The 21,800-nt window shown below is 57.6% G+C and carries 20 protein-coding genes, 1 tRNA gene and 1 pseudogene; 11 read left to right on the plus strand and 11 right to left on the minus strand.

Annotation, left to right across the window (positions count from 1 at the left end; genetic code table 11):
* The first annotated feature begins 33 nt into the window (after positions 1-33).
* The 5 genes from DA792_RS17540 (at position 34) to DA792_RS17560 (ending at position 4,929) form a co-directional block, all read left to right on the plus strand.
* Positions 34-978 carry a DMT family transporter gene (locus DA792_RS17540; protein ID WP_199908085.1) on the plus strand — a complete coding sequence of 315 codons (945 nt, stop codon included), beginning with the start codon at positions 34-36 and terminating at the stop codon, positions 976-978.
* 48 nt (positions 979-1,026) lie between these two features.
* Positions 1,027-1,103: transfer RNA gene (locus tag DA792_RS17545), tRNA-Pro, on the plus strand.
* 1,087 nt (positions 1,104-2,190) lie between these two features.
* Positions 2,191-3,177 carry a TRAP transporter substrate-binding protein gene (locus DA792_RS17550; RefSeq protein WP_107722759.1) on the plus strand — a complete coding sequence of 329 codons (987 nt, stop codon included), beginning with the start codon at positions 2,191-2,193 and terminating at the stop codon, positions 3,175-3,177.
* Between the two features lies 1 nt (position 3,178).
* A complete protein-coding gene (locus tag DA792_RS17555) occupies positions 3,179-3,685 on the plus strand; it encodes a TRAP transporter small permease (RefSeq protein ID WP_107721569.1) in 507 nt (168 codons plus the stop codon).
* Positions 3,682-4,929 (plus strand): TRAP transporter large permease, encoded by a 1,248-nt coding sequence (locus tag DA792_RS17560; protein ID WP_107721571.1) that lies wholly within the window; start codon positions 3,682-3,684, stop codon positions 4,927-4,929. The genes DA792_RS17555 and DA792_RS17560 overlap by 4 nt, the downstream gene beginning before the upstream one ends.
* A 49-nt stretch (positions 4,930-4,978) precedes the next feature.
* Here DA792_RS17560 and DA792_RS17565 read toward each other — a convergent pair whose 3' ends face one another.
* Entirely contained in the window at positions 4,979-6,301 is a 1,323-nt protein-coding gene (locus tag DA792_RS17565; protein WP_107722760.1) for an aspartate aminotransferase family protein, read from the minus strand.
* A 119-nt stretch (positions 6,302-6,420) separates the two neighbouring features.
* Between DA792_RS17565 and DA792_RS17570 the strand changes: the two genes are divergently transcribed.
* The 5 genes from DA792_RS17570 to DA792_RS17590 all read left to right on the plus strand — a co-directional run bounded on the left by DA792_RS17570 (position 6,421) and on the right by DA792_RS17590 (position 11,746).
* Entirely contained in the window at positions 6,421-7,302 is an 882-nt protein-coding gene (locus DA792_RS17570) for a MurR/RpiR family transcriptional regulator (RefSeq protein WP_254679303.1), read from the plus strand.
* 47 nt (positions 7,303-7,349) lie between these two features.
* Positions 7,350-8,315, plus strand: a complete 966-nt coding sequence (locus tag DA792_RS17575) for a TAXI family TRAP transporter solute-binding subunit (protein WP_107721573.1) — start codon at positions 7,350-7,352, stop codon at positions 8,313-8,315.
* 80 nt (positions 8,316-8,395) lie between these two features.
* Positions 8,396-11,011 carry a TRAP transporter permease gene (locus tag DA792_RS17580; protein ID WP_107721575.1) on the plus strand — a complete coding sequence of 872 codons (2,616 nt, stop codon included), beginning with the start codon at positions 8,396-8,398 and terminating at the stop codon, positions 11,009-11,011.
* On the plus strand, positions 11,008-11,439 hold the full coding sequence (locus DA792_RS17585; RefSeq protein ID WP_107721577.1) for a universal stress protein: 432 nt from the start codon (positions 11,008-11,010) through the stop codon (positions 11,437-11,439). The genes DA792_RS17580 and DA792_RS17585 overlap by 4 nt, the downstream gene beginning before the upstream one ends.
* A 103-nt stretch (positions 11,440-11,542) precedes the next feature.
* Positions 11,543-11,746, plus strand: coding sequence for a hypothetical protein (locus tag DA792_RS17590; RefSeq protein ID WP_107721579.1), 204 nt, complete (start codon positions 11,543-11,545; stop codon positions 11,744-11,746).
* Between the two features lie 40 nt (positions 11,747-11,786).
* Here DA792_RS17590 and DA792_RS17595 read toward each other — a convergent pair whose 3' ends face one another.
* Positions 11,787-12,272 (minus strand): flavin reductase family protein, encoded by a 486-nt coding sequence (locus DA792_RS17595; RefSeq protein WP_254679304.1) that lies wholly within the window; start codon positions 12,270-12,272, stop codon positions 11,787-11,789.
* 370 nt (positions 12,273-12,642) lie between these two features.
* Here DA792_RS17595 and DA792_RS17600 point away from each other — a divergent pair, with 370 nt between their 5' ends.
* Positions 12,643-13,140 carry an MlrC C-terminal domain-containing protein gene (locus DA792_RS17600; protein ID WP_159075317.1) on the plus strand — a complete coding sequence of 166 codons (498 nt, stop codon included), beginning with the start codon at positions 12,643-12,645 and terminating at the stop codon, positions 13,138-13,140.
* 78 nt (positions 13,141-13,218) lie between these two features.
* On the opposite strand, the gene DA792_RS17605 is transcribed toward DA792_RS17600, so the two are convergent.
* From DA792_RS17605 to DA792_RS17645, 9 genes and pseudogenes are all read right to left on the minus strand, one after another.
* The gene (locus DA792_RS17605; RefSeq protein ID WP_107721584.1) at positions 13,219-13,581 is read right to left on the minus strand and encodes a cupin domain-containing protein; all 363 of its coding nucleotides are present in this window, start codon (positions 13,579-13,581) and stop codon (positions 13,219-13,221) included.
* A 37-nt stretch (positions 13,582-13,618) separates the two neighbouring features.
* Entirely contained in the window at positions 13,619-15,007 is a 1,389-nt protein-coding gene (locus DA792_RS17610) for an NAD(P)/FAD-dependent oxidoreductase (RefSeq protein WP_107721585.1), read from the minus strand.
* Complete coding sequence (locus tag DA792_RS17615) at positions 15,004-15,744, minus strand: NTP transferase domain-containing protein (protein WP_107721587.1); 741 nt, start codon at positions 15,742-15,744, stop codon at positions 15,004-15,006. Before DA792_RS17615 ends, DA792_RS17610 begins: the two co-directional genes overlap by 4 nt.
* Positions 15,741-17,290, minus strand: a pseudogene (locus tag DA792_RS23330) (aldehyde dehydrogenase family protein). The gene DA792_RS17615 and the pseudogene DA792_RS23330 overlap by 4 nt, the downstream one beginning before the upstream one ends.
* Complete coding sequence (locus DA792_RS17625) at positions 17,250-18,755, minus strand: aldehyde dehydrogenase family protein (protein WP_107721594.1); 1,506 nt, start codon at positions 18,753-18,755, stop codon at positions 17,250-17,252. The pseudogene DA792_RS23330 and the gene DA792_RS17625 overlap by 41 nt, the downstream one beginning before the upstream one ends.
* A 10-nt stretch (positions 18,756-18,765) precedes the next feature.
* Entirely contained in the window at positions 18,766-19,794 is a 1,029-nt protein-coding gene (locus DA792_RS17630) for an aminoglycoside phosphotransferase family protein (protein ID WP_107721596.1), read from the minus strand.
* Positions 19,791-20,135, minus strand: a complete 345-nt coding sequence (locus DA792_RS17635) for a cupin domain-containing protein (RefSeq protein ID WP_107721598.1) — start codon at positions 20,133-20,135, stop codon at positions 19,791-19,793. Before DA792_RS17635 ends, DA792_RS17630 begins: the two co-directional genes overlap by 4 nt.
* 12 nt (positions 20,136-20,147) lie before the next feature.
* Positions 20,148-20,507 (minus strand): cupin domain-containing protein, encoded by a 360-nt coding sequence (locus DA792_RS17640; RefSeq protein ID WP_107721600.1) that lies wholly within the window; start codon positions 20,505-20,507, stop codon positions 20,148-20,150.
* On the minus strand, positions 20,504-21,781 hold the full coding sequence (locus DA792_RS17645) for a glycosyltransferase (RefSeq protein WP_107721602.1): 1,278 nt from the start codon (positions 21,779-21,781) through the stop codon (positions 20,504-20,506). Before DA792_RS17645 ends, DA792_RS17640 begins: the two co-directional genes overlap by 4 nt.
* Between the last annotated feature and the right edge of the window lie 19 nt (positions 21,782-21,800).

Here is a 21,800-nt window from a genome sequence, read left to right on the forward strand (position 1 = left end):
ATTGATAGCGCAAACAGCAAGCGGGATGATCTTATGAATATCACAGGTGCATTTTACGCCCTTGCGGCCTTTGCCATTTTTTCCACCCATGACGTGGTGATCAAATTCTTGGGCGGCATCTATGCGCCGTTTCAGATCATCTTTTTCTCAACGCTGTTCTCTTTCCCGTTGGTGATGTTCATGCTGATCCGCGACCGCACCGAAGGGCATTTGCGCCCGGTTTATCCGTTGTGGACGTTGCTTCGGACGCTGGCGGCCATGATCAACACCGTCGCCGCCTTTTATGCGTTTTCCGTTTTGCCACTGGCGCAGGTCTATGCCCTGATCTTTGCCACCCCCCTCGTCATCACCATCTTGTCGATCCCGATCCTTGGCGAAAAGGTGGGATTCCACCGATGGGCCGCTGTCATTGCCGGGTTGATCGGCGTGCTGGTGGTGTTGCGCCCAGGGGGAACCGCGTTCACGCTCGGGCATATGGCGGCGTTGTCCTGTGCCTTTTTCGGCGCATTTGCCTCCATCGTGGTGCGTAAAGTTGGACGCGAAGAACGCACCGCCGTTTTGATGCTCTATCCTCTGGTTGCCAATTTCGTGGTCATGGGGGCCATGATGACGTTTTTCTACAAACCTCTGCCACTTTTGGACCTCGGCGGCGTCGGCATGGTGTCGCTGTTGGGCTTCACCGGCGGGGTGATTTTGATCCTCGCGTATCGCGCCTCGGAGGCAGCGATCGTGGCGCCAATGCAGTATTCCCAAATCATCTGGGCCACGATTTTCGGCTACTTTATCTTTGGCGAAACCGTCGACGCCCCAACCGTCATCGGGGCCGGGATCATCATCCTGTCTGGCCTGTATATCGTGTTCCGGGAATCACGGGGTGGGCATTCGGAAAACACGCCCGTTCTCAGAACCCGCTCGCGGGCCTCTTCGGCCGCCTCTTTTCGAATTTCTCCCTTTATTCGCCGTGTCAAACAGCGCTAATTGGCCCTTGCAAATCCCACCAAGTCGCTATATCCCGCCCGTCACGGTCGGGCTGTAGCGCAGCCTGGTAGCGCACCTGCTTCGGGAGCAGGGGGTCGGAGGTTCGAATCCTCTCAGCCCGACCAATACCACCTTTGTCGAGTTCACTGAACTCTGCCTTTATGGCGCTGAATCTTTCCTTAAATATATCCGCCTCCCGCAGTTTTTCTGACGTCTAAACACGTGTGACCGGCGCACCGATCTGATGTCTTTTTTAAGGTTTTTTGCACGCAAACTGGAACGCCACGGCGTTTCATATAATTGGTGGGCACGAGATCTGAAGACGTCGGTGAACAAGCTCTGATGCGCAGATTGGATGCCGCATGACCGATTGTGCGTCTCGGGGCTATTCCTATCTTACAACGGGTATCAACTTGGGTTGGCCACAAAGCGAGTGCCGGATATTCCCCTGCCGTCGACTTCGCGCCGCATGTAGCTGACACTCAGCTGGGTGGCACGGTGCGGCGGATAAGAGCTGATCACGCTCACTGGAATGCTCAAGTTGGTCGGTTGAAAATTCAGAAAAAGAGTATTTTCCGAAGACATAGGCGACGAGCAGAAAAGCTGTTCCAAATGTAGTTACGGCGATCCAATTGATTTTGGACATGCCAATAGATGCGCCCCTGAAAACGTCTCAAGAGATAGCTTGCTCGCGATGGCAACCTCTTTAGACTGATTCCAATGCTGCCCAGAAACTCAACAAGTTGAGTGTAAGTCATACGATGTTGCGTCTTTGCGCCCAAATATCTGCCTGTGCGTTTGTATGCTTTGGGGCTCTATAGCTCTACACAGCACAAGCGCCGGACCTACGGCTGTGACGTCAGCTTGCGGCGTGGCGGCAATTTGGACCCACCCTGTGCAGTTGAGCTATTCCACCATGGTTTTAGCGGGTTCGAATGGCGCGTGTTCCATTGTTTCGCATGGATTCACCACACATATTTATATGCGAGGCCGTTGATGTGTTTGACGTCTCTGAGGCGCAAAACCTTATCGCAGATCGCATGAGAGTTGAACCTACCGGCTTGCATTCCAAACTGGCTTCACGCCATATGCGCAATAAATCCGCATTTTGGAGATGCCTTGCGTATCTTTATGACGCTTAATGATCTTTTTGAGATGTCTTTTGATCTCAGCGTCTTTGAATGCCCTTATTGCACGTTTGGGAGGACCAACATGAAGACCTTTATCACCACTGTTGCTGTTGCGGCCACGGCTCTGATGGCACACACCGCGCCGCTTGCAGCAGAGATCAAACCGACGACTTTGCGTTTGGCGCATGTGGTCAACGAACAGGACGCCTATCAGATCGCCGCCACCAAGTTCCAAGAGCTGGTGTCTGAACGCTCCGACGGCGCGATCACGGTCGAGATTTTCCCCAACGCCACTTTGGGAGACGAACGCACCCTTCTCGAAGGCATGCAAATCGGCACAGTCGACATGGGCATCATCACCAATGGTCCGGTTGCAAACTTTGTCGAAGACATGGCCGTGTTTGAGTTGCCGTTCCTGTTCAAAACCCCCGAAGCCGCCTATGGCGTTCTGGATGGTGAGATCGGTCAAGAGTTGTTGGATCGTCTGTCCGAGGTGAACCTCAAAGGCTTGGCTTACGCCGAACGTGGGTTTCGGAACCTGACAAACTCGCGCCACCCGGTGCGCACCCCTGCCGATCTTGATGGTCTGCGTGTGCGTGTGATGGAAAACCCGGTCTATATCGACACCTTCCGCGCGCTCGGGGCCGATGCCACGCCGATGGCATGGACAGAGGCGCTTACTGCGATGCAGCAGGGTACGATTGATGGCCAGGAAAACCCGGTGGGTGTGGTCTATTCGTTCAAATTGAACGAGACGCAAACCAACATGACGATGACGCGCCACACCTATGCGCCAGCGGTTTTTGTCATGGGGATGCCCGCATGGAATAAACTCTCCGATGACGCGCAAGAGGTCGTCTTGCAAGCCGCCAAAGAGGCCTCCGCCTATGAGCGGAAAATGAATGCTGAAGCTGAGGCCTCGCAGCTTGCGGCATTGAAAGCGTCGGGCATGAACGTGATCGAAGATGCCGATCTGTCTACTTTCTCTGCGGCACTTGTGCCTGTGTATGAAAAATACGGCCAGAAATTTGGCGACTACCTGCCGCGCATCCAAGAGGCGCTGAAGTAAAATGTTGAAAGGGCTGGCGTGGATTGATCGGGGGGTGGGCGAAGTCCTCAAACCTGTCGTCTTTGCGGGAATGATTGGTCTGACCGGCGTGATCACGCTTCAAATCGTGTCACGGGTGTTTTTCACCTCTGTGGGATGGACAGAAGAGGTTGCACGTTTTCTGTTGATTTGGATCACTTTTCTCGGGGCTGCGCTGGCCTTTCAACAGGGGCGGCACATTGCTGTCGCGCTTTTGCGGGACAGCTTGCCATTGACCTTGCGCCGGATTGTGTCTGGCGCGGGGATCGTTGTGACATTTACATTTCTTGTGACCTTGGCCGTCATCGGCTGGCGGTACATGAATATGCAAAGCTATCAAAAATCGCCGTCTTTGCGCCTGTCTATGACCTATATTTATGCGGTCATGCCCTTGGCCTCAGTGATTATGGCGGGGCTTTCGCTGATAGATCTGATCCGGCTTTTGACCGGGCAAGCACCACGCGAAGCCCAGGCGGAGTTGAATGAATGAGCCTTGTCCTGGCTGGTCTTTTTGTTGTCTTTCTTATCATGGGAATTCCGGTTGCGATTGTGATCGGTGCGGCCTCGATGACGGCGTTGAACCTGTCAGGCGTCCCGCTCATGGTGGTGCCGCAACAGATGTTTTCCGGCATCAACTCTTTCGCCTTTGTCGCTGTGCCGATGTTCATCTTGGCGGGCGATATCATGGCGCAGGGGGAAATCTCTAAACGTCTCGTTGCCTTCGCCGACAGTATGTTTGGCTTTATCAAGGGCGGCCTCTCTATCGTTTCAGTGCTGGCCGGGATGTTCTTTGCCGCCATTTCCGGCTCCGGTGCCGCAACGACAGCCGCCGTGGGCGCAAGCCTTGTGCCGGAACTCAAACGCAAGGGCTATGATCCCGCCGCAGCTGCCTCTTTGATTGCCGCATCGGGCACCATCGGCGTGGTGATCCCGCCCTCCGTTCCCATGATCATCTATGCGGTGATCGCGCAGGAATCCGTGGCAAAACTGTTTCTGAATGGCTTTATCCCAGGCGTTGCCATGGGCGTCGGTTTGATCGCAATCGCCCTCGTTCAGGGGCATCGGCGCGCCTATCCGCGCGGCACGCCGTTTGATCTTTCGACCATCTGGCGCACGCTTTTGTCCGCCAGCTGGGGCCTCATGGCACCTTTGCTCATCTTGGGCGGTATTTTTTCGGGAGTGTTCACCCCCTCCGAGGCGGCGGTCGTGGCGGTTAACTATGCCATCATCGTTTCGCTGTTCATTTACCGCGATCTCACCTTGAAGGGCCTTTATCAGATCATGATGCGCGCAGGGGTGACCACCGCGGTTATCATGTTCGTGATTGCGGCCTCGTCGGTGTTGAGCTGGGCCTTGTCGAGTTGGCAAGTGCCCTCAGCCATAGCAGAGTATGCTTTGTCACTGTCGTCCAACCCTTATGTGCTTCTCTTGTTGATTATGGCATTGATCCTAGTCACCGGGGTATTTTTGGAAACGGCATCAGCCCTCATTATCCTGACCCCGATGCTTTTGCCTTTGGCGATGCAATTGGGCATTGATACCGTGCATTTCGGGATCATCATCGTCGTCGGATTGGCGATTGGCATGGTCACGCCGCCGGTGGCGATCAACCTGTTCGTTGCCTCCACAACGGCCAACTTGCCGATCGAACGGATCACAAAGGCGGTTTTCCCTTACCTTATGGCTTTGATCTTTGTGTACCTGATGATTGCCTTTGTTCCATTGGTCTTTTGACGCCTGACAGCGGCAGGTGAGCATACGTGCGGGTCGTCGCGCAGTGCATTCATGCCAGTGCCGCCTCGACTGCAATCCCCAGTTTGTCGATCAACTCGCCGATCTGATCCTCGGTCAGGATGAACGGCGGGGCCAACAGCACATGATCGCCCCGCTGCCCATCCACCGTGCCGCCCATCGGGTAACAGATGAGCCCCGCTTCGAAAGCGGCGGCTTTCACGCGCTTGTTGATCCCGCGCGCGGGGTCAAAGGGGGCTTTGCTGGCGCGGTCCTCAACGAGTTCCAGCCCGCGGAACATGCCCCGCCCACGAATGTCGCCGATATGGGGGTGGTCGCCGAACGCATCGCGCAGGGCGCGATCAAGCGTTTCGCCCATCATGGCGGCACGGTTCACCAGACCGCCATCGGTCAGCTTCGTCACCACCGCATGGCCCGCAGCACAGGCCACCGGATGGCCGATATAGGTGTGTCCATGTTGGAAAAATCCCGACCCTTGCACAAAGGCCTCATGGATCCGCGTCGAACAGAGCGTCGCTCCGATTGGCTGATACCCGGCACCAAGCCCCTTGGCGATGGTGAGAATATCGGGGGCAATCTCGTCTTGCTCACAGGCAAAAAGCGTCCCTGTGCGCCCCATACCGCACATCACCTCGTCGAGGATCAACAACACGCCATAGCGGTCGCAAATCTCGCGAATGCGTTTGAAATATCCGGGCACGGCGGGCACGGCACCCAGCGTCGCCCCGACGACGGGCTCCGCAATAAAGGCGATGACCGTCTCCGGCCCCACTCGCAAAAGCTCGGCCTCCAACTCACCTGCGACACGCTGCCCATAGGCCTCTAAGCTTTCGCCCTCTTCTTGGCCGCGATAGGCGTAACAGGGCGCAATATGGGCGGTCTCGGCCAAAAGCGGGGCAAATTGCGCCTTGCGCCAGACATTGCCGCCCGCCGCCAGCGCGCCTAAGGTGTTGCCGTGATAGCTTTGACGGCGCGAGATAAAGCGGGTCCGCTGTGGCTCTCCGGTCTCGACAAAATACTGCCGTGCCATTTTGAGTGCAGCCTCCACCGCTTCCGAGCCGCCAGAGACGAAATAGACCTTATCAAGCCCCTCGGGCGCATGCGCGATCAGGCGCTCGGCCAAGGCTTCAGCTGGTTCAGAGGTGAAGAACCCAGTATGGGCAAAGTCGAGGCTGGCGACTTGGCTCTGAACCGCTGCAATCACATCTGGGTCGGAATGCCCAAGACAGGACACCGCCGCGCCGCCGGAGCCATCGAGATATTGCTTGCCCGCGTCATCATAAATATAGGCCCCCTCGCCACGTGTGGCTTTTGGTGGGGTACTGCGGGAATTGCGATAGAAAACATGTGTCATTGTCGTGCTCCGAGGGCGAAAAGAGGCCATGTTGGATCGGGCCCTTTCATAAAACTGAAACGCATCGGCCAAACATTGACAAGAGTTGAAACAATTGAAACAGTCCCTGAAAGTCTTTTATGGTCACGGGGACTGCGGTGCCGACAAGCTATCAGCAAAGGTTGGCGGAACATTACGCCGAATTGAGCCCGCGCTTGCGTGAGGCCGGGGACTACCTTGTCGAAAATCCGTTGGATGTGGTCACACGGTCGCTCAGGTCGATTGCAGAAGAGACGCGAATCGCTCCGGCGACCTTTAGTCGTCTGGCGCGCGCCTTGGGATTTGAAACATTTGAAACTCTGCGCGAGGGGGTGCGGGTACAATTGTCGCTGAAAGTGTCGAGCTTTGCGACGCGCGCAAAAGACCTCAGCGAGGCCCCCAAAGGCGATGTCGCTGAGTTGCTCATGCGCTCTCTGGAGATGACCCAAAGCAATCTTGAAGACCTTGTGCGCGGCCTTGATCAGGTTGAACTTGCAAAGCTAATTGATGTGCTACATCACGCGCGCCGGGTGCTGATCGTAGGGGCTTTGGGATCGACGGGGATTGCCGAATATGCGGGTTATATGGCAAATTTCTTAGGTGGAAAATGGCGACTCGCCGGGCGAATGGGGTCGTCTTACGGTTCTGTGCTCAGCGATATGGACCAAAAGGATGCGATGATTGTGATCACCATGACGCCATCCGCACGGGTGTCGGTCAATGCCGCCGAGATCGCCCGCCGCCAAGGTGTCCATGTGGCCGTGATCACGGACAGCTACGCGTGTCCTGCCTTGCGCTACGCAAACGCGTCTTTCATGATAACAGGGGAAACTCCGAACTTTTTTAACACTTACACGACCACGGTTTTTCTTCTTGAAGTTATTATGGCGATGCTTGCTCAGAAAGCCGGGCCGGATGTCGTGGAACGCATATCAGAGATCGAGCGCCGCAATCGGGCGCTTGGAGAAGTGGTCGATCTGTGAGGCGTGAGTGCCTCGGGATGACCGGAAAATCACTAAGGGAGACACCTATGACCAAACACTTTAAACTTGGCCTTGCCGCTGCGGCTGCCTCCGCCATGATCGCGGGCTCTGCGATGGCCGAAGAGTTTATCACCATCGGCACCGGTGGCGTGACGGGCGTGTATTATCCGACGGGCGGCGCGATCTGTCGTCTGGTCAATAAAAACCGCAAGGAAACCGGCGTGCGGTGCTCGGTCGAATCCACCGGCGGGTCGGTGTATAACGTGAACACGATCAAGGAAGGCGAGTTGGAATTCGGCGTTGCCCAATCCGATATTCAATACAACGCCTATAACGGCGTCGTGCAATTTGAAGGTGAGCCGTTCGAAGGCCTGCGCTCCGTGTTCTCCGTGCACCCAGAACCCTTTACCGTTGTGGCACGCGCCGATGCTGGGGTGAAAACCTTTGAAGATCTCAAAGGCAAACGCATGAACATCGGCAACCCAGGTTCCGGTCAGCGCGCCACCATGGAAGTGGTGATGGACAAGCTTGGCTGGACCTCGGATGATTTCGCCCTCGCGACCGAGCTCAAGCCGTCGGAACAATCGGCGGCGCTGTGCGACAACCAGATCGACGCCATGGTCTACACGGTGGGTCACCCGTCGGGGTCCATTCAAGAAGCCACCACTGCCTGTGACTCCGTCCTCGTGGAAGTGGCCGGTCCGGCCATCGACGAACTGGTTGCTGATAACCCCTACTATCGCGTGGCAACCATTCCGGGCGGCATGTATCGGGGCAACGACGAAGACGTGAAAACCTTTGGTGTCGGCGCAACCATCGTGACCTCTGCGGATGTCTCCGAGGATGCAGTCTATGCCGTGGTTTCTGCTGTCTTCGAGAATTTCGATGACTTTAAGGGTCTGCACCCGGCCTTTGCCAACCTGAAGCCGGAAGAGATGATCAAAGACGGTCTCTCCGCTCCGCTGCATCCGGGGGCAATTAAATACTACAAAGAAAAAGGCTGGATGGAATAATCAGCCAAACATTTCAGGGGCGGCGCATCAGTGCCGCCCCTTTCCCATAAAAACACAACAGGGACGGTGGGGTATAAAGAATGACAGACACTGAAAAACGTGCATTGAACGAAGACGAACTTCAGGAACTGGTTGCGGCTTCCGACAGTGGCGCGCGCAATGTGCCGGGAACACTAGGCAAGGCGATCGCGGCGGTGGCGCTGTTGTGGTCGATTTTCCAGGTGCTTCTGGCCTCTCCGATCGGGCTCAAGATTTTGCCCGGCGACATGATCAACAACGCGCGGCAAATTCACCTTGCCTTTGCGATCTTTCTCTCCGCCATGTCCTATCCTCTGTTTAAATCGGCGTCGAAAACCTCTGTGCCATGGTATGACTGGGTGTTGGGACTCGGCGGGGCATTTCTCGCCATGTATGGCTATTTCTTCTACGCGAAGATTGTCGGAAACGGCGGCCTTGCGGACACGAGTGACTCCTATTTCGCCCTTGCGGGCCTCACCTTTCTGTTCATCGCGGCGTATCGCACGCTTGGTCCGGTGATGGTGATCCTCGCCATTGTGTTCTTGGGCTATGTCTTTTTCGGTGCTTCAGATGTTGTGCCAGATCAGATCCGTTGGGCGGGCGCGTCGCTGCGTAAAGCGATGTCACATATGTGGATCACGACCGAAGGCGTGTTCGGTATCGCGCTCAACGTCTCGACCCAATTCGTGTTCCTTTTTGTCCTCTTCGGTGCCCTGCTCGATAAGGCCGGTGCCGGGAACTATTTCATCAAAATGGCCTTTGGCGCCCTAGGCCACCTGCGCGGTGGTCCGGCAAAAGCGGCCGTGGTCGGCTCCGCTGCGACGGGTCTGATTTCCGGCTCCTCCATCGCCAACGTGGTCACGACGGGCACGTTCACCATCCCGCTGATGAAACGCGTGGGCTTTTCTGCGGAAAAAGCCGGTTCCGTCGAAGTTGCCTCCTCCGTCAACGGCCAAATCATGCCTCCGGTGATGGGGGCTGCGGCCTTTCTCATGGTGGAATATGTCGGCATTTCCTATTTCGAAGTCATCAAACACGCCTTTCTGCCCGCGATCATTTCCTACATCGCCTTGGTCTACATCGTTCACCTCGAAGCGGTGAAAGACAACATGCCGACCATCGGCAACAAGGTCGTATCACTGTGGCGCACGGTTATGGGGATGTTCCTGTTTTTCGCGGGCTTTGGCGGACTGTGCTATGCCACGCAATTTCCCGTGCGCATGATCACCTCAATGGTGCCCGAGGGCAGCGGCTGGGTATTGGCCGTGTTGATCGGTGTGGTCTATGTTGGCCTCGTCAAACTTGCGGCCAGCACTGATGAGCTTGAGATCGACGATCCCAATGCCGAAGTGATGGAACTGCCGGATGTGGCCAAGCTGTGGACGGCTGGTCTCTATTATTTGTTGCCGATCATTGTTCTGGTCTACTTCCTGATGATTGAACGCAAATCTCCCGGCCTGTCGGCGTTTTGGGCGACCTTCCTTTTGTTCTTCATCTTGCTGACGCAAAAGCCACTCAAAGCGATGTTCCGTGGTGAAAACGATGCTGTTGCCCGCATGAAAGAGGGGCTGTTCGATCTGGTCGAAGGCATGATCGACGGGGCCCGCAACATGATCGGGATTGGCCTTGCGACTGCGACCGCTGGCATCATCGTCGGCACCGTGTCTTTGACGGGCATTGGTCAGGTGATGGCGGATTTCGTTGAGTTCCTGTCGGGCGGCAATCTGATCTTGATGTTGGTGTTCGTTGCAATCCTGTCGCTGATCCTCGGCATGGGCCTACCGACCACGGCGAACTATATCGTGGTGTCTTCGCTCATGGTCTCCGTTGTTGTCGAACTTGGCGCACAATCGGGTCTCATCGTTCCGCTGATCGCCGTGCACCTGTTTGTGTTCTACTTCGGGATCATGGCGGACGTGACGCCCCCTGTGGGACTTGCGAGTTTCGCCGCCGCCGCCGTGTCGGGCGGGGACGCGATCCGCACAGGCTTCATCGCCTTCTTCTATAGCCTGCGGACAGTGGCTTTGCCGTTTGTGTTCATCTTCAACACCGATCTGTTGTTGATCAATGTGACGGTGGTCCAAGGCATTATCGTCTTTGTTGTCGCGACCATCGGCATTTTGGTGTTCACCGCCGCGACGATGGGGTTTTACATCACCAAGTCGCGGATTTGGGAAACGGTGGCGCTTTTGCTTGTGGCCTTTGCCCTGTTCCGTCCGGGGTTCTTCATGGACATGATCCAACCGCCATTCCACGAGACCGCGCCCATGGCCTTGGCACAGGCACTCGAAGAGGCCCCCGCCGGATCGCAAATGCGTATCGTGGTGATGGGACCAGATTTCGACACGCTTGAGGAAAAGGAAATTCACCTTGCCCTCACCGTGCCGGATGCTGAGGGCGGTGATGCGCGTCTTGCTGCGCTTGGGCTGATGCTCACGGCTGATGGCGACCAGATGATCATGGACGAGCCGATGTTCGGCACGCCTTTGGCCAAGAAACTGTCGAGCTTTGACTTCTATGGGGATGAGCCGGTGCAGATCACCAATGTTCAGGCGCCCGCCAAGCAGCTTCCGAAAGAGCTGATGTTCATTCCTGCGCTCATTCTCTTGGGCCTCGTGACCGTTCTGCAACGACGCCGGGCGGCCTCTAAACGCGAACTCGAAGGAGAACCAGCATGATCCAGACCATTCTCTGCGCCGTTGATGTGAACCGCGTCAAAGATGAGGTGAAAGTCCTGCAAACCGCCGCACGTCTGGCTGTCGCCGAAGGGGCGCAGCTTGATGTGATCACCGTCCTGCCCGATTATGGCATGAGTTGGGTTGGCGGATATTTCGACGAGCAACACACGAAAGACGCGCGAGACAAGGTGAAACAGGCCCTGCGTGAGCTGGTGGAAGAGGCGCTCGGCCCAGAGGTCAACGCGAAGGTGCGTCATCTGGTGGCGGTTGGCACCGCCTACCATGAAATCCTCGAAACGGCGAAAAAGGACGGTGCCGACCTCATCGTCCTTGGTGCGCATCGACCGGATCTGAAAGACTACCTCTTGGGGCCAAACGCGGCTCGGGTTGTGAGGCACTCTAAATGTTCGGTTTTCGTTGTCCGTTAAATGACGCTGTCCATTAAATGACGCTGTCCATGTAAACCTTTGGCCTGCTTTGGAGACGAGGCAGGCCCTTTGTTTGAACGATCAAGAGAGAGGATAAAGCGACATGAAACTGGCACGATACGGAGAGCGGGGCGCCGAGAAGCCCGCATTGGTGGACAAGGACGGAAATTTGCGTGACCTGTCAGCACATGTCAGCGACATCGCGGGCGAGATCCTAACACGCCTTGACGATCTCAAATCCATCGACCCCGAGACGCTGCCTCTGATAAGTGGAAAGCCGCGTCTTGGGGCCTATGGTGGACGTTGACACCCGTTGGGATAGGCTTGTTGTCTGCCCCTTGGTCAAGTCAATCGAGGGGTTGAATTTGACTGTCAGCACGGGTGATGTTGAAGTGATCTATCGTGCGACAATAGAGGCCCGCGCCTCCCATGCGCGCGATGGGGGCATGAGCGCTAAGTTCAATTGTGGCCGTGCTTGGGTCGATCATCAACTCATCTTGAACGTAAAGCGATAGGATCTCTCCAAGGACGATTTTCTGTTGCGTGCGGGTGGATATGGTTTGCATCAACTGGCATTCCAGCCGGACGGGAGAGGACGCAATGCCCGGAACCCTATTGGTGGCGGCCGGGCAAAGCGCAACCGCGGCCATGTCCGCTTCGCTTTCGGTATAAGGCAAATCCGTTGCGGTTTGGTTCATCAGCGGAGCAAGCTCTTCGGTCACCAAATTCACCGTAAAACGCTCGGTTTGCGTGATGTTGCGCACGGTGTCTTTGAGCGATTTTTCGGGGTGTTCCAATATTCCGAGCGCAACCACCGCAGGGTCATGCCCCATCACATTGAAAAACGATAGGGGGCCAGATTGGCGACACCACTGGCGGAGAGAGTGGAGACCCATGCGATCGGGCGCGGTACCACGAGAGAAGACAAGAGTTTATATCGCGTCCACGCCACTAAGGACGTCATATCGTATTGCATTGAAAAGCCTCTATAAACATGGCTGCCCTGCCATATGAATGACAGGGCAGCGCGATCTTATTGTGTTGCCGTGCGGTCAGCAGCGTCAAGCAAGACGGCGCGCATCTCTTTGAGCAGGGCGTCACGCTCTTCTTTGGGGAGATAGTGCACGGTGAGTATGTCGCACATGTTGCAGAGCAGATTGCGCGCGCCATATGGGAGGGCGCGATCATGTGGGGGAGGCGATTTTGACCCCAGCGGAGGCTGCACGGCTGTCCTATGCGCATGAGAACACTGTTGCGCTGGTTTTGGCGGATTTGTCCGACAACCCCGGCGATGGAGCTTATGGCGATGCCACTGACGTTTTAAGCGCTCTGATGTCCGACGGGGGCGAGAATATCCTGTTGGGGGTCTTGTACGACCCCGTGGCCGTTGTGATGGTAGCTCAGGCTAGGGGCGGTACCAGTCTTGAGCTGTCGCTCGGCGGGCATTCTGTCCCAGAGTACGGGGGTGCACCTCCGGTCGTGACGGCGCAGGTGCGTGCGCTCAGTGACGGGAATTTCATCTGTGATGGGCCAATGTGGAACGGGGTGGTCCACTCCTTTGGTGCGGCTGCCATCCTGCAGGTATCAGATGTTATCGCCTTGAAATTGTTTAAACATTTCCGGACTGCCTATGCGCCCTATGCCGCACGCATCGCCCTTGTTGATGGTGGCGGCTTGGCCAGCCCACGGAGCGGCGCCTAAAGTACAGCCGCGTTCCGCGCCCGATCTATCCTTTGGACGGGACTGTGGCGCTATGATCCGCTGAGACAGCAGCTCACCCTAATGGGCCGCTGTCAGGATAAAAAACACCTTGCGCACATGGGTCAGATTTTCCCATGTGCCGACAAAACCAGCCGCCACCACAAAACTGTCGCCGGGACCAAAGACCCGTTGCGCGCCGTCCGCATCCGTCAGGCGCACTTGGCCCTCTAAAATGTGGCACATCTCGTCATAGTCGCAGGCGCAGCGTTCCAAATGCGGGCCAGCTTCCCAAATGCCGCTGAGCGCGCGCCCATCCGAGCTTTCAAAACAGCGCCAGCTTTTGCTGTCATAGGGCGCATCGACCAAGGCGGGATCGTCCACGCGGGTTGTGCGCGGGGCGCTCTGTGTTTCAAAGGCGATCACATGGGTGGGGTTGCTCATATCAGTCCTTTCAAGACGCAGGTGTTAGGGTGCAACGTCAAGACGCGAGGCCAATACCAAAGGCATCCAGAAGGCGCAGAACGGCGCTGCGATGGCCGGTCTCATCTTCGCGGGCCAAATCTTTTTGTGCCATTTTGACGGCAATGCTGCGGATCGGTTCGGGCGGAAAAGGCACCGCCCAACGGCGCGGCATTTTCAATCGCGTGCGTTCAGTGTCTGCCCCATTCAACAAATCCAACATGGTCAGTGCAGCAAAGCGACTGGCGGAGACGCCCTGTCCGGTGAACCCCATCGCATAGGCGAGTTGACCGCCATAGGCCAAGCCAGAAAAAAAAGTCGTGCGGGCCGAGGTGTCGATGATGCCGCCCCACGCGTGGTCAAACCGAACATCTGAGAGGGACGGGAAGGCGGCGGCAAATTGGTCTGCCAGCCGTTGGAAACTTGCGTCACGCTGCAACAACGCATCACTGCGATCACTGCCGTAGTGATAAATCGCGTCATACCCGGCCCAAAGCATCCGATTGTCGGCGGTCTTGCGGAAATAGTGAAACTGGTTGCCGCAATCAGCGATGCCATAACGGTCTGTCCAACCGATGCTGGCCCATTGCGCCTCGGTCATCGGTTCGGTCACCAGCGAGTAATCATAGATCGGGATGAAAGACAGGCTCAGGCGCTTGAGCAGGGGCTTGGCCGAGTTCGTCGCCAAGATCACCTGTTTGGCGCGGATCACCGCTTGGGCGGTGTCCAACTTGAGAACGGTGCCATCGCGGGACAGCTTGGAGACGCCGGAGTTTTCACAAATTGTAACGCCGTGCTGCAAACAGACCCGGCGCAGTTCGGCCACTGTGCGCGCCGGATCAACCAGCGCATAATTCGGTTCAAACAAACCCGCCGAATAGACCGGACTGTCGAGTTTCTCGGCCAATTCCGCACCGGACAGCAGACTGTGTTCGATGCCAAAGCGGGCATAGTTGCGCGCCATGTCTTGCAAGCCCTGTGCCTGCCATGGCGTTGCTGCGACATTGAGTTTGCCGGAGCGTTCAAACCCGGCATTCATACCATAGCGCTCAAGGTCCCGCGCGTAATGATCAAGGTTGTCACGCCCAAGCCGGATCAACCGCTCCGCCTCACCTGTGTGGCGCGTGAGCGCATTGGACACGCCATGCGAAATCGACGGCGCGCAAAACCCACCATTGCGCCCACTGGCGTCTTGGCCGCATCGCTTGGCCTCAAGCACAACAATCGTGGCGTCAGGGTGACGTTCGCGGGCCTTCAGTGCACTCCACAGCCCGGTAAAGCCACCGCCAACAATCGCCAAATCACAAGACAGATCCGAGGTGGCCGGAAGGCAGGCGGGCAAAGGCGGAACGGTCGTGGTCCAAAACGGAACGGGACGGGCGGTGCTCAACCGAATGTCGCCTGTCATCTCATGCCTCCTGCTCTGCTAAGGTGGTGCTCCAAAGCCGCCAGTTCGGCGTGGGAATTCACGCCGGTGACCTCGGTCTCATCCGCCTCGACACAGGCCACAGAGTGACCATCGGCACGGGCAAGGGCGACAAGATCGGTGAGATAATATTCGCCTTTGCTGTTGTCATTTTTCACCGTGGCCAACAATGGCCAAAGGATGTCAGAGCGCAGCGCGACAATGCCGGAATTGCAAAGCCTAATGGCACGTTCTTCGTCCGTCGCCTCAGCATGTTCAACAATCCGCTCCAACCCGCCTTTGGCATCGGTAACAAGGCGGCCATAGCTGCGCGTGTCGTTGGGGCGAAAGCCCAGCACCGCCATGGCATTGGTCGCATCGACCGCCGCACACAGCCGCCGCATTGTCGCTGTCGTGACCAATGGCACATCGCCATAGAGCACAAGCACCACGCCGTGAAACGCCTTAAGCGCAGGTTCTGCCATTTGCACCGCATGGGCCGTGCCAAGCTGCGGTTCTTGCAGCGCGGTCGTCTCATTGGGATAGGCCTGGGTGATCTGTTCCCGTCCCGCACCCACGATCAAAACCCGCTGGGATGCGCCGAGATTATCCAAACTGTCGAGCAAATGATCCAACATTGGCCGCCCCGCCAAAGGGTGCAGCACCTTATGCAGATCAGAGCCCATCCGCGTGCCTTTTCCAGCCGCAAGCACAACGGCGGCAATCGGTGTCTGGCTCATGACAGGTCTGCCGGGTCTAAATACCAACCCCAGGTTTGGCTGTGGTCATAGCGGGTGATTTGTTTGGTCTCGCGAAAGGCCATAAAGCCCGCCGTGCCCAATTCGCGCCCGATGCCGGAGGATTTGTAGCCACCCCATGGCACTTGCGTGAATGTGGGCTGCGAACAGTTGATCCAAATGACCCCCGCGCGCAGCTTGGCCGCGACCCGTTCACAGCGTTCCAGATCGTCGGACATCACCGCACCGGCTAGCCCGTAGACACTGTCATTGGCCAGTGTGAGCGCATCTTCTTCGCTGTCAAACGGGTTTACACAGACGACGGGACCAAAAATTTCTTCGCGCCAAATCGCGGCCTCAAGGGGCACGTCGGCAAAGATCGTAGGCGCGATATAGTAGCCGATCTCAAAGCCGTCAGGACGCCCGCCCCCACTCACAAGCCGCGCCGCTGTGGCTTTGCCGGCGACAATGGCGGCCATGACTTTGTCATATTGAGATTTCGACACAATCGGTCCCAGTTTGACGCCCGGCGTGTCTCCAGCGCCAATCGTGATTGCCTCTGCCGCTTGTTTCAGCCGCGCGAGCAAAGCGGGATAGAGGCTGCGTTCGACCAAGACGCGGGAGGTGGCGGAACACACCTCGCCCTTGTTCCAGAAGATGCCGAACATGATCCATTCGACCGCTTTGTCGATGTCGCTGTCGGCGAAAATGACAAAGGGTGATTTGCCACCAAGTTCCAAGGACACGGTGCGGATGCCCGCCGCCGCTGCCGTCATGATTTTACGCCCGGTTGCGGTTGATCCGGTAAAGGCGAGCTTGTCCACCAGTGGGTGATCAGACAGGGGCGCGCCCGCCTCCGGCCCGGTGCCGGTGATCAGGTTGAAGACGCCGGGGGCAGGTCGGCGGCATCAATGATTTCGGCCAAAAGCGCGCAGCTCAGCGAACAGAACTCGGACGGTTTGAGCACCACGGTGCACCCCGCCGCCAGTGCCGGAGCGACTTTCCAGACCGCCATCAGCATCGGGAAATTCCATGGCGTGATGGCGCCGACCACACCCAAAGGTTCGGTGGACACGGTGCTGGTGAATGCAGGATCTCCGACATCGACGGGGGTTGCTCCGTCGCGCTCATGCGCCTCGGCCAAATCAGCGTAATACTCAAACACAAAGGCCGCATCGCCAATGTCCCATTCGGCCTCTGGGATCGGCTTGCCATTGTCGCGGGTCTCTACCGCTGCGATCTCCGGCAGTCGGGCTTTGATCCCCGCTGCAATACGCCGTAACGCTGCTGCGCGTGCGCTTGCGGGCAGTGTCGGCCACGGACCGTCGTCAAAGGCCCGACGCGCGGCGCGCACGGCCCGGTCCACATCCGTAGCCCCGCCCGCAGCAATGCGGGCAAAGGCCGTTTCGGTGGCCGGGTTGATCGCTTCAAAGCTGCCGCTTGCTGCGGGGGCTACAAAAGCGCCGTCGATGTAAAGTTTGGTCGTCTGCATGATGTTTGCCCCCTGATCAGGAAATTTTGCGCCCGCCCGCGTCCAAGAACCAGTCATCCGGGTAGGGATACCACCAGTCTTGCCGCACCGGTTTGTGGTCCAAGATCACCATTTTCGAGCGGCGGAAGGTCTCAAGTCCCATTCGCCCCAACTCGCGCCCAATGCCGGAGTTTTTCCAGCCGCCGAAGGGCAGGGCATCATTGTCGATCATTGGGTTGTTGATCCAAACCATCCCAGCTTGAAGCCGCTCATGCGCCTCATGTGCCTCTTCGAGAGACGTGGTGAAAATCGACGCGCCAAGGCCGAATTCAGAGGCGTTGGCCCCTGCAATGGCCGCATCAAAATCCGGCACGCGCATGATCGCTGCAACAGGCCCGAAACATTCCTCATGCAGGATGTCCATCTCCGTGGTGCAATTGGTCAAAATCGTAGGCTCGTAAAACCATCCGGTGGTCTGGGACGGCGGCACGCGCCCGCCGCAGATCAGCGTGGCACCTTTGGCGCGCGCATCGGCCACAAGGCGTTCCACCTTATCGCGGGCGGCTTTGCTCACCAGCGGGCCGATTTCGGATTTATCCAAACCATTGCCGATGCGAAGGCGTGCAGTCTCGGTCTTGAACGCCGCGACAAAGGCATCGTGCACCGCATCGACGACATAAAGCCGCTCGGTCGAGGTGCAAACCTGACCCGACATGTGGAAGGCCCCGGTCACGGCCCCGGCGGCGGCCACGTCGATTGGCGCATGGGCGGAGATGATCATCGGGTCGGAGCCGCCCGCCTCGATCACCGCCGGTTTGAGTTTCGATGCGGCGGCCATGGCCACGGCTTGACCTGCGGCAACCGAGCCAGTGAAGGCCACGGCATGGGTACGAGGGCTTGCGACCAGCGCCTTGCCGACCTCGGCCCCGCCGGGCAGACAGGCCACGAGGCCTTCGGGCAAACGACGGAACACTTTCATAAATTCCAGCGTCGAGAGCGTTGTCGCCTCGGCCGGTTTGATGACGCAACCGTTCCCCGCCGCCAAGGACGCAGCCACAGTCCAGCACATCAACAACACCGGAAAGTTAAAGGGCATGATGTGCACGGAAATGCCCAGCGGTTCGTATTTGGCGAATTGCAGCGAGCCGATTTGAGTGGTGCCTGCGACTTTGCCAGCCTCGTCACGCGCCATTTCGGCGTAATAGCGAAAGATCGGTGCGCAATTGGCCAGTTCGCCGATGGCTTCGGGATAGGGTTTGCCCATCTCGCGGCTCATCACGATGGCGCAATGGGTGAGGTCGGTGGTCTCAATGAAATTGGCGAGATCGTGCAGCATCTTGGCCCGGCTTTTGGCATCCGTTGCCTGCCATTTCGATTGCGCCGCTGCCACGGACGTCAGGGCCGCGTCGATCTCTGACGCCGTCACTTCGGCGCGTTGGCCAACGGTGTCGAGCGTCGCCGGGTCGATCACATCCTGAGTGGCCCCCGTACTTTTGGGGAAGTCTGGCGACACAAAATAACAGGCGTTGAGAATGTCAGTCATAGCGGTATCCTTACGTATTCATCCGCGAAAGTGCGGGTCCAGCGTCGCGCCAGCCGGGCAACGTCTGGTCAATAAAGTCTGCGATCTCGTTGAGATTGGCGGCCTCCAAGGCGGCCTGCATCTGGCGCATCACGCGGGGCATGAAGGCCAGATAGCCGGGCTTGCCATCGCGTTTGCACAGGCGCAGAAATTGTCCGGCCAAGCGGGTGTGCCGCTGTGCGGCCAAAAGGTGATAGCGGTGCAGGATCTCATCCTTGCTGCCGCAGTGCGCGGGGATGGCGGTGAGATACCGATCCAACATTGCCTGCTCCAGTCCGGGTGCCAAATCGCGGCGCGCATCTTGCAGCAGGGACATGAGGTCATACTCCCCCGCACCCCGCACGCCGTCTTGAAAATCAAGCAAGCCACAGCGCGCGACGCCTTGGCGATCGGCCAACAACATCAGGTTGTCGATGTGAAAATCACGTAGAACCAAGGCGTTCAACTGCCCGTCCAGTGGCGCAAAAGCCGTGTCCCAGAGCCGTGAGAACCGCGCATCGAACACGGACGCGTCCAAATCGGGGCGAAACGCCGGGACGAACCAATGGGAGAACCGCGACACTTCTTCGAGCAGAACCGCCCGATCATAGGCCGGAACGGTTACCTCAATTGCGGTCGGTTGGCTGTGCAGATGCACCAAAGCATCAATCGCCAACTCATAAAGCTCGGTTTCATCATGCCCGGAGGTGAGCAGATTGCCATAGGTCGCCGTGCCGAAGTCTTCGATCAAGGCAAGCCCCACCGCCGGGTCTGCCCCCACAACCCGTGGGGCGCTCAGGCCCAAACCTGCGAGGTGGCGCGCCAACCGCAAGAACGCGGCAAAGCCCACCGGGTCAGTGCGGTCATCCATCAACAACAGCTCCGCATCCGTCAGGCGGAAATACCGCCGCGCCGAGGCGTCGCCGGGCAGCGCCGACACCGTGGCGGCGGCCTGTCCATGACGCGCCAAAAACGAGGCGATGGGCGGATCAAGTTTGGTGGGGGCACAGAGCACGGTCATCGGATCATATAGACCTTTTTGATGGTCTCATGGACGGTGCAGACGCCTTTCCAATCTTTCGGGAAAAACGCCGCCGTGTCAGGGGTGATTTCAATCACTTCACCGCTTTCATGGACATAGGTGCAGCGTCCCTCAAGGAAGTGACAGAATTCGTCAGAGGTCACATGGCACTCCCATTTGCCGGGGGTGCAGATCCACACCCCGCATTCAGACTGGCCCTCGGGTCCTTTGTGCATCACCACGCCGCTGACGTGGGACTCGCCCTCGATCATGGTGGGGATGATGCCCCAATCGACGGTCTCGGTGAGCGCAGTCGGGTTTTTCAAAACAGGTGTTGTCATCTCTCAAATCCCTTAGGTGAGCATGTAGCTGTTGCGGGTTGTTTCAAAAATCTCGGCCACGCCGGTCCATCCGGCCTTAAACACCACAGCGGTGCCGGGGGTGATGTCGATCACCTCGCCTGCGTCACTGCGGTATTGGGCGCGCCCGGAGATAAAGTAACAAAACTCATCGCGGGGCACGGAAAGCCGCCATGTACCGGGTGTACAGACCCAAATGCCGGTTTCGGGGCTATTGTTTGGCCCTTTGAACAGAAGCCGCCCGGTGGAATGTGACGCGCCTGCAAGGGCGTCGGGCTGTGCGCCCCAATCGGCGAGATCGTCAAACGTGGCGGCACCGTGAATATGCGGCGCGGAGGAGGAAAGGTTTGTCATGCGACCAACCCCGCCAAAAGTTTCGCCGCCTTCAAAGGCCCTTCGCAGGACTGCATATGTTTGGAAATGGCGACCAAGCGGTCGGCCATGTCTGCATCTGTCAGACAGGCTTCGATCTTGGCGATCATCTCTTCGTCGCTCCATTCATAGCGATCGGAACGGAAACCGTAGCCGGTTTCTTGCACGCGCATCGCGTTGTCATGGCCGTCCCAAACATAGGGCATGATGATCGCGGGTCTGCCAAAATACAGGCACTCGGTGAAGGAGTTGTTGCCACCATGGTGGATCACCGCATCGACTTGCGGGATGACGGAGGGCTGTGGATACCAGCTTTCGATGATCACATTGGGCGGGATGTCGGAGTATTCGTCTTTGTAATCGCCGACATTGAACAGGGCACGATAGCGGGTCTTGCCGATCAGCGTGATCAGCCGTTTCAACAGATCGGTGTCGCCAGAGCCCAGCGAGCCGAAGGAGACATAAAGCAGCGGACCGTCGTTGTTGGCGGCAAATGTTGGCACCTCATAGGGCGCATCTTCGCGCACGCAACCTTCGAGATACTGGAACCGCGCCGGGTCAAGCGGGGTCTCGCGCTTATAGGTCAGCGGCTGCGGATAGAGCATCATGTTCATATAGGGGGAGGCTTCGAAAAACTCGCCGATCTTGTACGCGTCTTCGCCGCACTCCGCGAGGAAAGCGTTGAAATCGGCGTGGATCGGGGCAATGACCTCCTCGAACTTGGCGCGAAACGCCGCGTGGCCCTCGGTGTCGTTTTCCGACATGCCGGAGAGGTGCGGCGGGATGGCCGGGTCTTCGATCTCGTTTTCAGAGCAGGAAATGATCCGCACCCATGGCACGCCATATTGTTTGATCGCCGGGAACAGGATGACGTTATCGACGGCAATCACGTCGGGTTTGATCCTGTCCAAAACGGCGGGCAAATCTTTTTGCGCCCATTTGGCGCTGTCGACGATCGCCTCCCAACATTCCTTGACGTAATTGTCGATCTGATCAATCGGCGCTTTGCGGAAATTGGGGATGTGACCGTTGATGAAATCTTCCCAGAATTTCGCCATTTGCTCGGGCGGCATCGGTTCAGAGAGGGCCACGGGATGGGCCTCAAAGCCGTAGCCTTGGTAAATTTCGACAAAGCCGGGATCGGACAGGAACACCACTTTATGTCCCATCTTGGTCAAGGCTTGTGCAATCCCGACTGAATTCAACGCGGGACCGTAGGCGGCTTCGGGGAAAAGGGCGAAGGTTTTCTGTTCCATGGTGACTCCTTTGACGGGG

It is taken from the genome of Celeribacter baekdonensis (assembly GCF_003047105.1).
GTDB lineage: Bacteria > Pseudomonadota > Alphaproteobacteria > Rhodobacterales > Rhodobacteraceae > Celeribacter > Celeribacter baekdonensis_B.

Excerpts from the sequence above, each read along its gene's own strand:
- DA792_RS17605 (WP_107721584.1), bottom strand. The coding sequence starts at position 13,581 with ATGAGCAACCCCACCCATGTGATCGCCTTTGAAACACAGAGCGCCCCG.
- DA792_RS17540 (WP_199908085.1), top strand. The coding sequence starts at position 34 with ATGAATATCACAGGTGCATTTTACGCCCTTGCGGCCTTTGCCATTTTT.
- DA792_RS17640 (WP_107721600.1), bottom strand. The coding sequence starts at position 20,507 with ATGACAAACCTTTCCTCCTCCGCGCCGCATATTCACGGTGCCGCCACG.
- DA792_RS17595 (WP_254679304.1), bottom strand. The coding sequence starts at position 12,272 with ATGGGGCATGACCCTGCGGTGGTTGCGCTCGGAATATTGGAACACCCC.
- DA792_RS17565 (WP_107722760.1), bottom strand. The coding sequence starts at position 6,301 with ATGACACATGTTTTCTATCGCAATTCCCGCAGTACCCCACCAAAAGCC.
- DA792_RS17645 (WP_107721602.1), bottom strand. The coding sequence starts at position 21,781 with ATGGAACAGAAAACCTTCGCCCTTTTCCCCGAAGCCGCCTACGGTCCC.
- DA792_RS17615 (WP_107721587.1), bottom strand. The coding sequence starts at position 15,744 with ATGAGCCAGACACCGATTGCCGCCGTTGTGCTTGCGGCTGGAAAAGGC.
- DA792_RS17550 (WP_107722759.1), top strand. The coding sequence starts at position 2,191 with ATGAAGACCTTTATCACCACTGTTGCTGTTGCGGCCACGGCTCTGATG.
- DA792_RS17610 (WP_107721585.1), bottom strand. The coding sequence starts at position 15,007 with ATGACAGGCGACATTCGGTTGAGCACCGCCCGTCCCGTTCCGTTTTGG.
- DA792_RS17570 (WP_254679303.1), top strand. The coding sequence starts at position 6,421 with ATGGTCACGGGGACTGCGGTGCCGACAAGCTATCAGCAAAGGTTGGCG.
- DA792_RS17560 (WP_107721571.1), top strand. The coding sequence starts at position 3,682 with ATGAGCCTTGTCCTGGCTGGTCTTTTTGTTGTCTTTCTTATCATGGGA.
- DA792_RS17625 (WP_107721594.1), bottom strand. The coding sequence starts at position 18,755 with ATGACTGACATTCTCAACGCCTGTTATTTTGTGTCGCCAGACTTCCCC.
- DA792_RS17630 (WP_107721596.1), bottom strand. The coding sequence starts at position 19,794 with ATGACCGTGCTCTGTGCCCCCACCAAACTTGATCCGCCCATCGCCTCG.
- DA792_RS17555 (WP_107721569.1), top strand. The coding sequence starts at position 3,179 with ATGTTGAAAGGGCTGGCGTGGATTGATCGGGGGGTGGGCGAAGTCCTC.
- DA792_RS17580 (WP_107721575.1), top strand. The coding sequence starts at position 8,396 with ATGACAGACACTGAAAAACGTGCATTGAACGAAGACGAACTTCAGGAA.
- DA792_RS17635 (WP_107721598.1), bottom strand. The coding sequence starts at position 20,135 with ATGACAACACCTGTTTTGAAAAACCCGACTGCGCTCACCGAGACCGTC.
- DA792_RS17585 (WP_107721577.1), top strand. The coding sequence starts at position 11,008 with ATGATCCAGACCATTCTCTGCGCCGTTGATGTGAACCGCGTCAAAGAT.
- DA792_RS17590 (WP_107721579.1), top strand. The coding sequence starts at position 11,543 with ATGAAACTGGCACGATACGGAGAGCGGGGCGCCGAGAAGCCCGCATTG.
- DA792_RS17575 (WP_107721573.1), top strand. The coding sequence starts at position 7,350 with ATGACCAAACACTTTAAACTTGGCCTTGCCGCTGCGGCTGCCTCCGCC.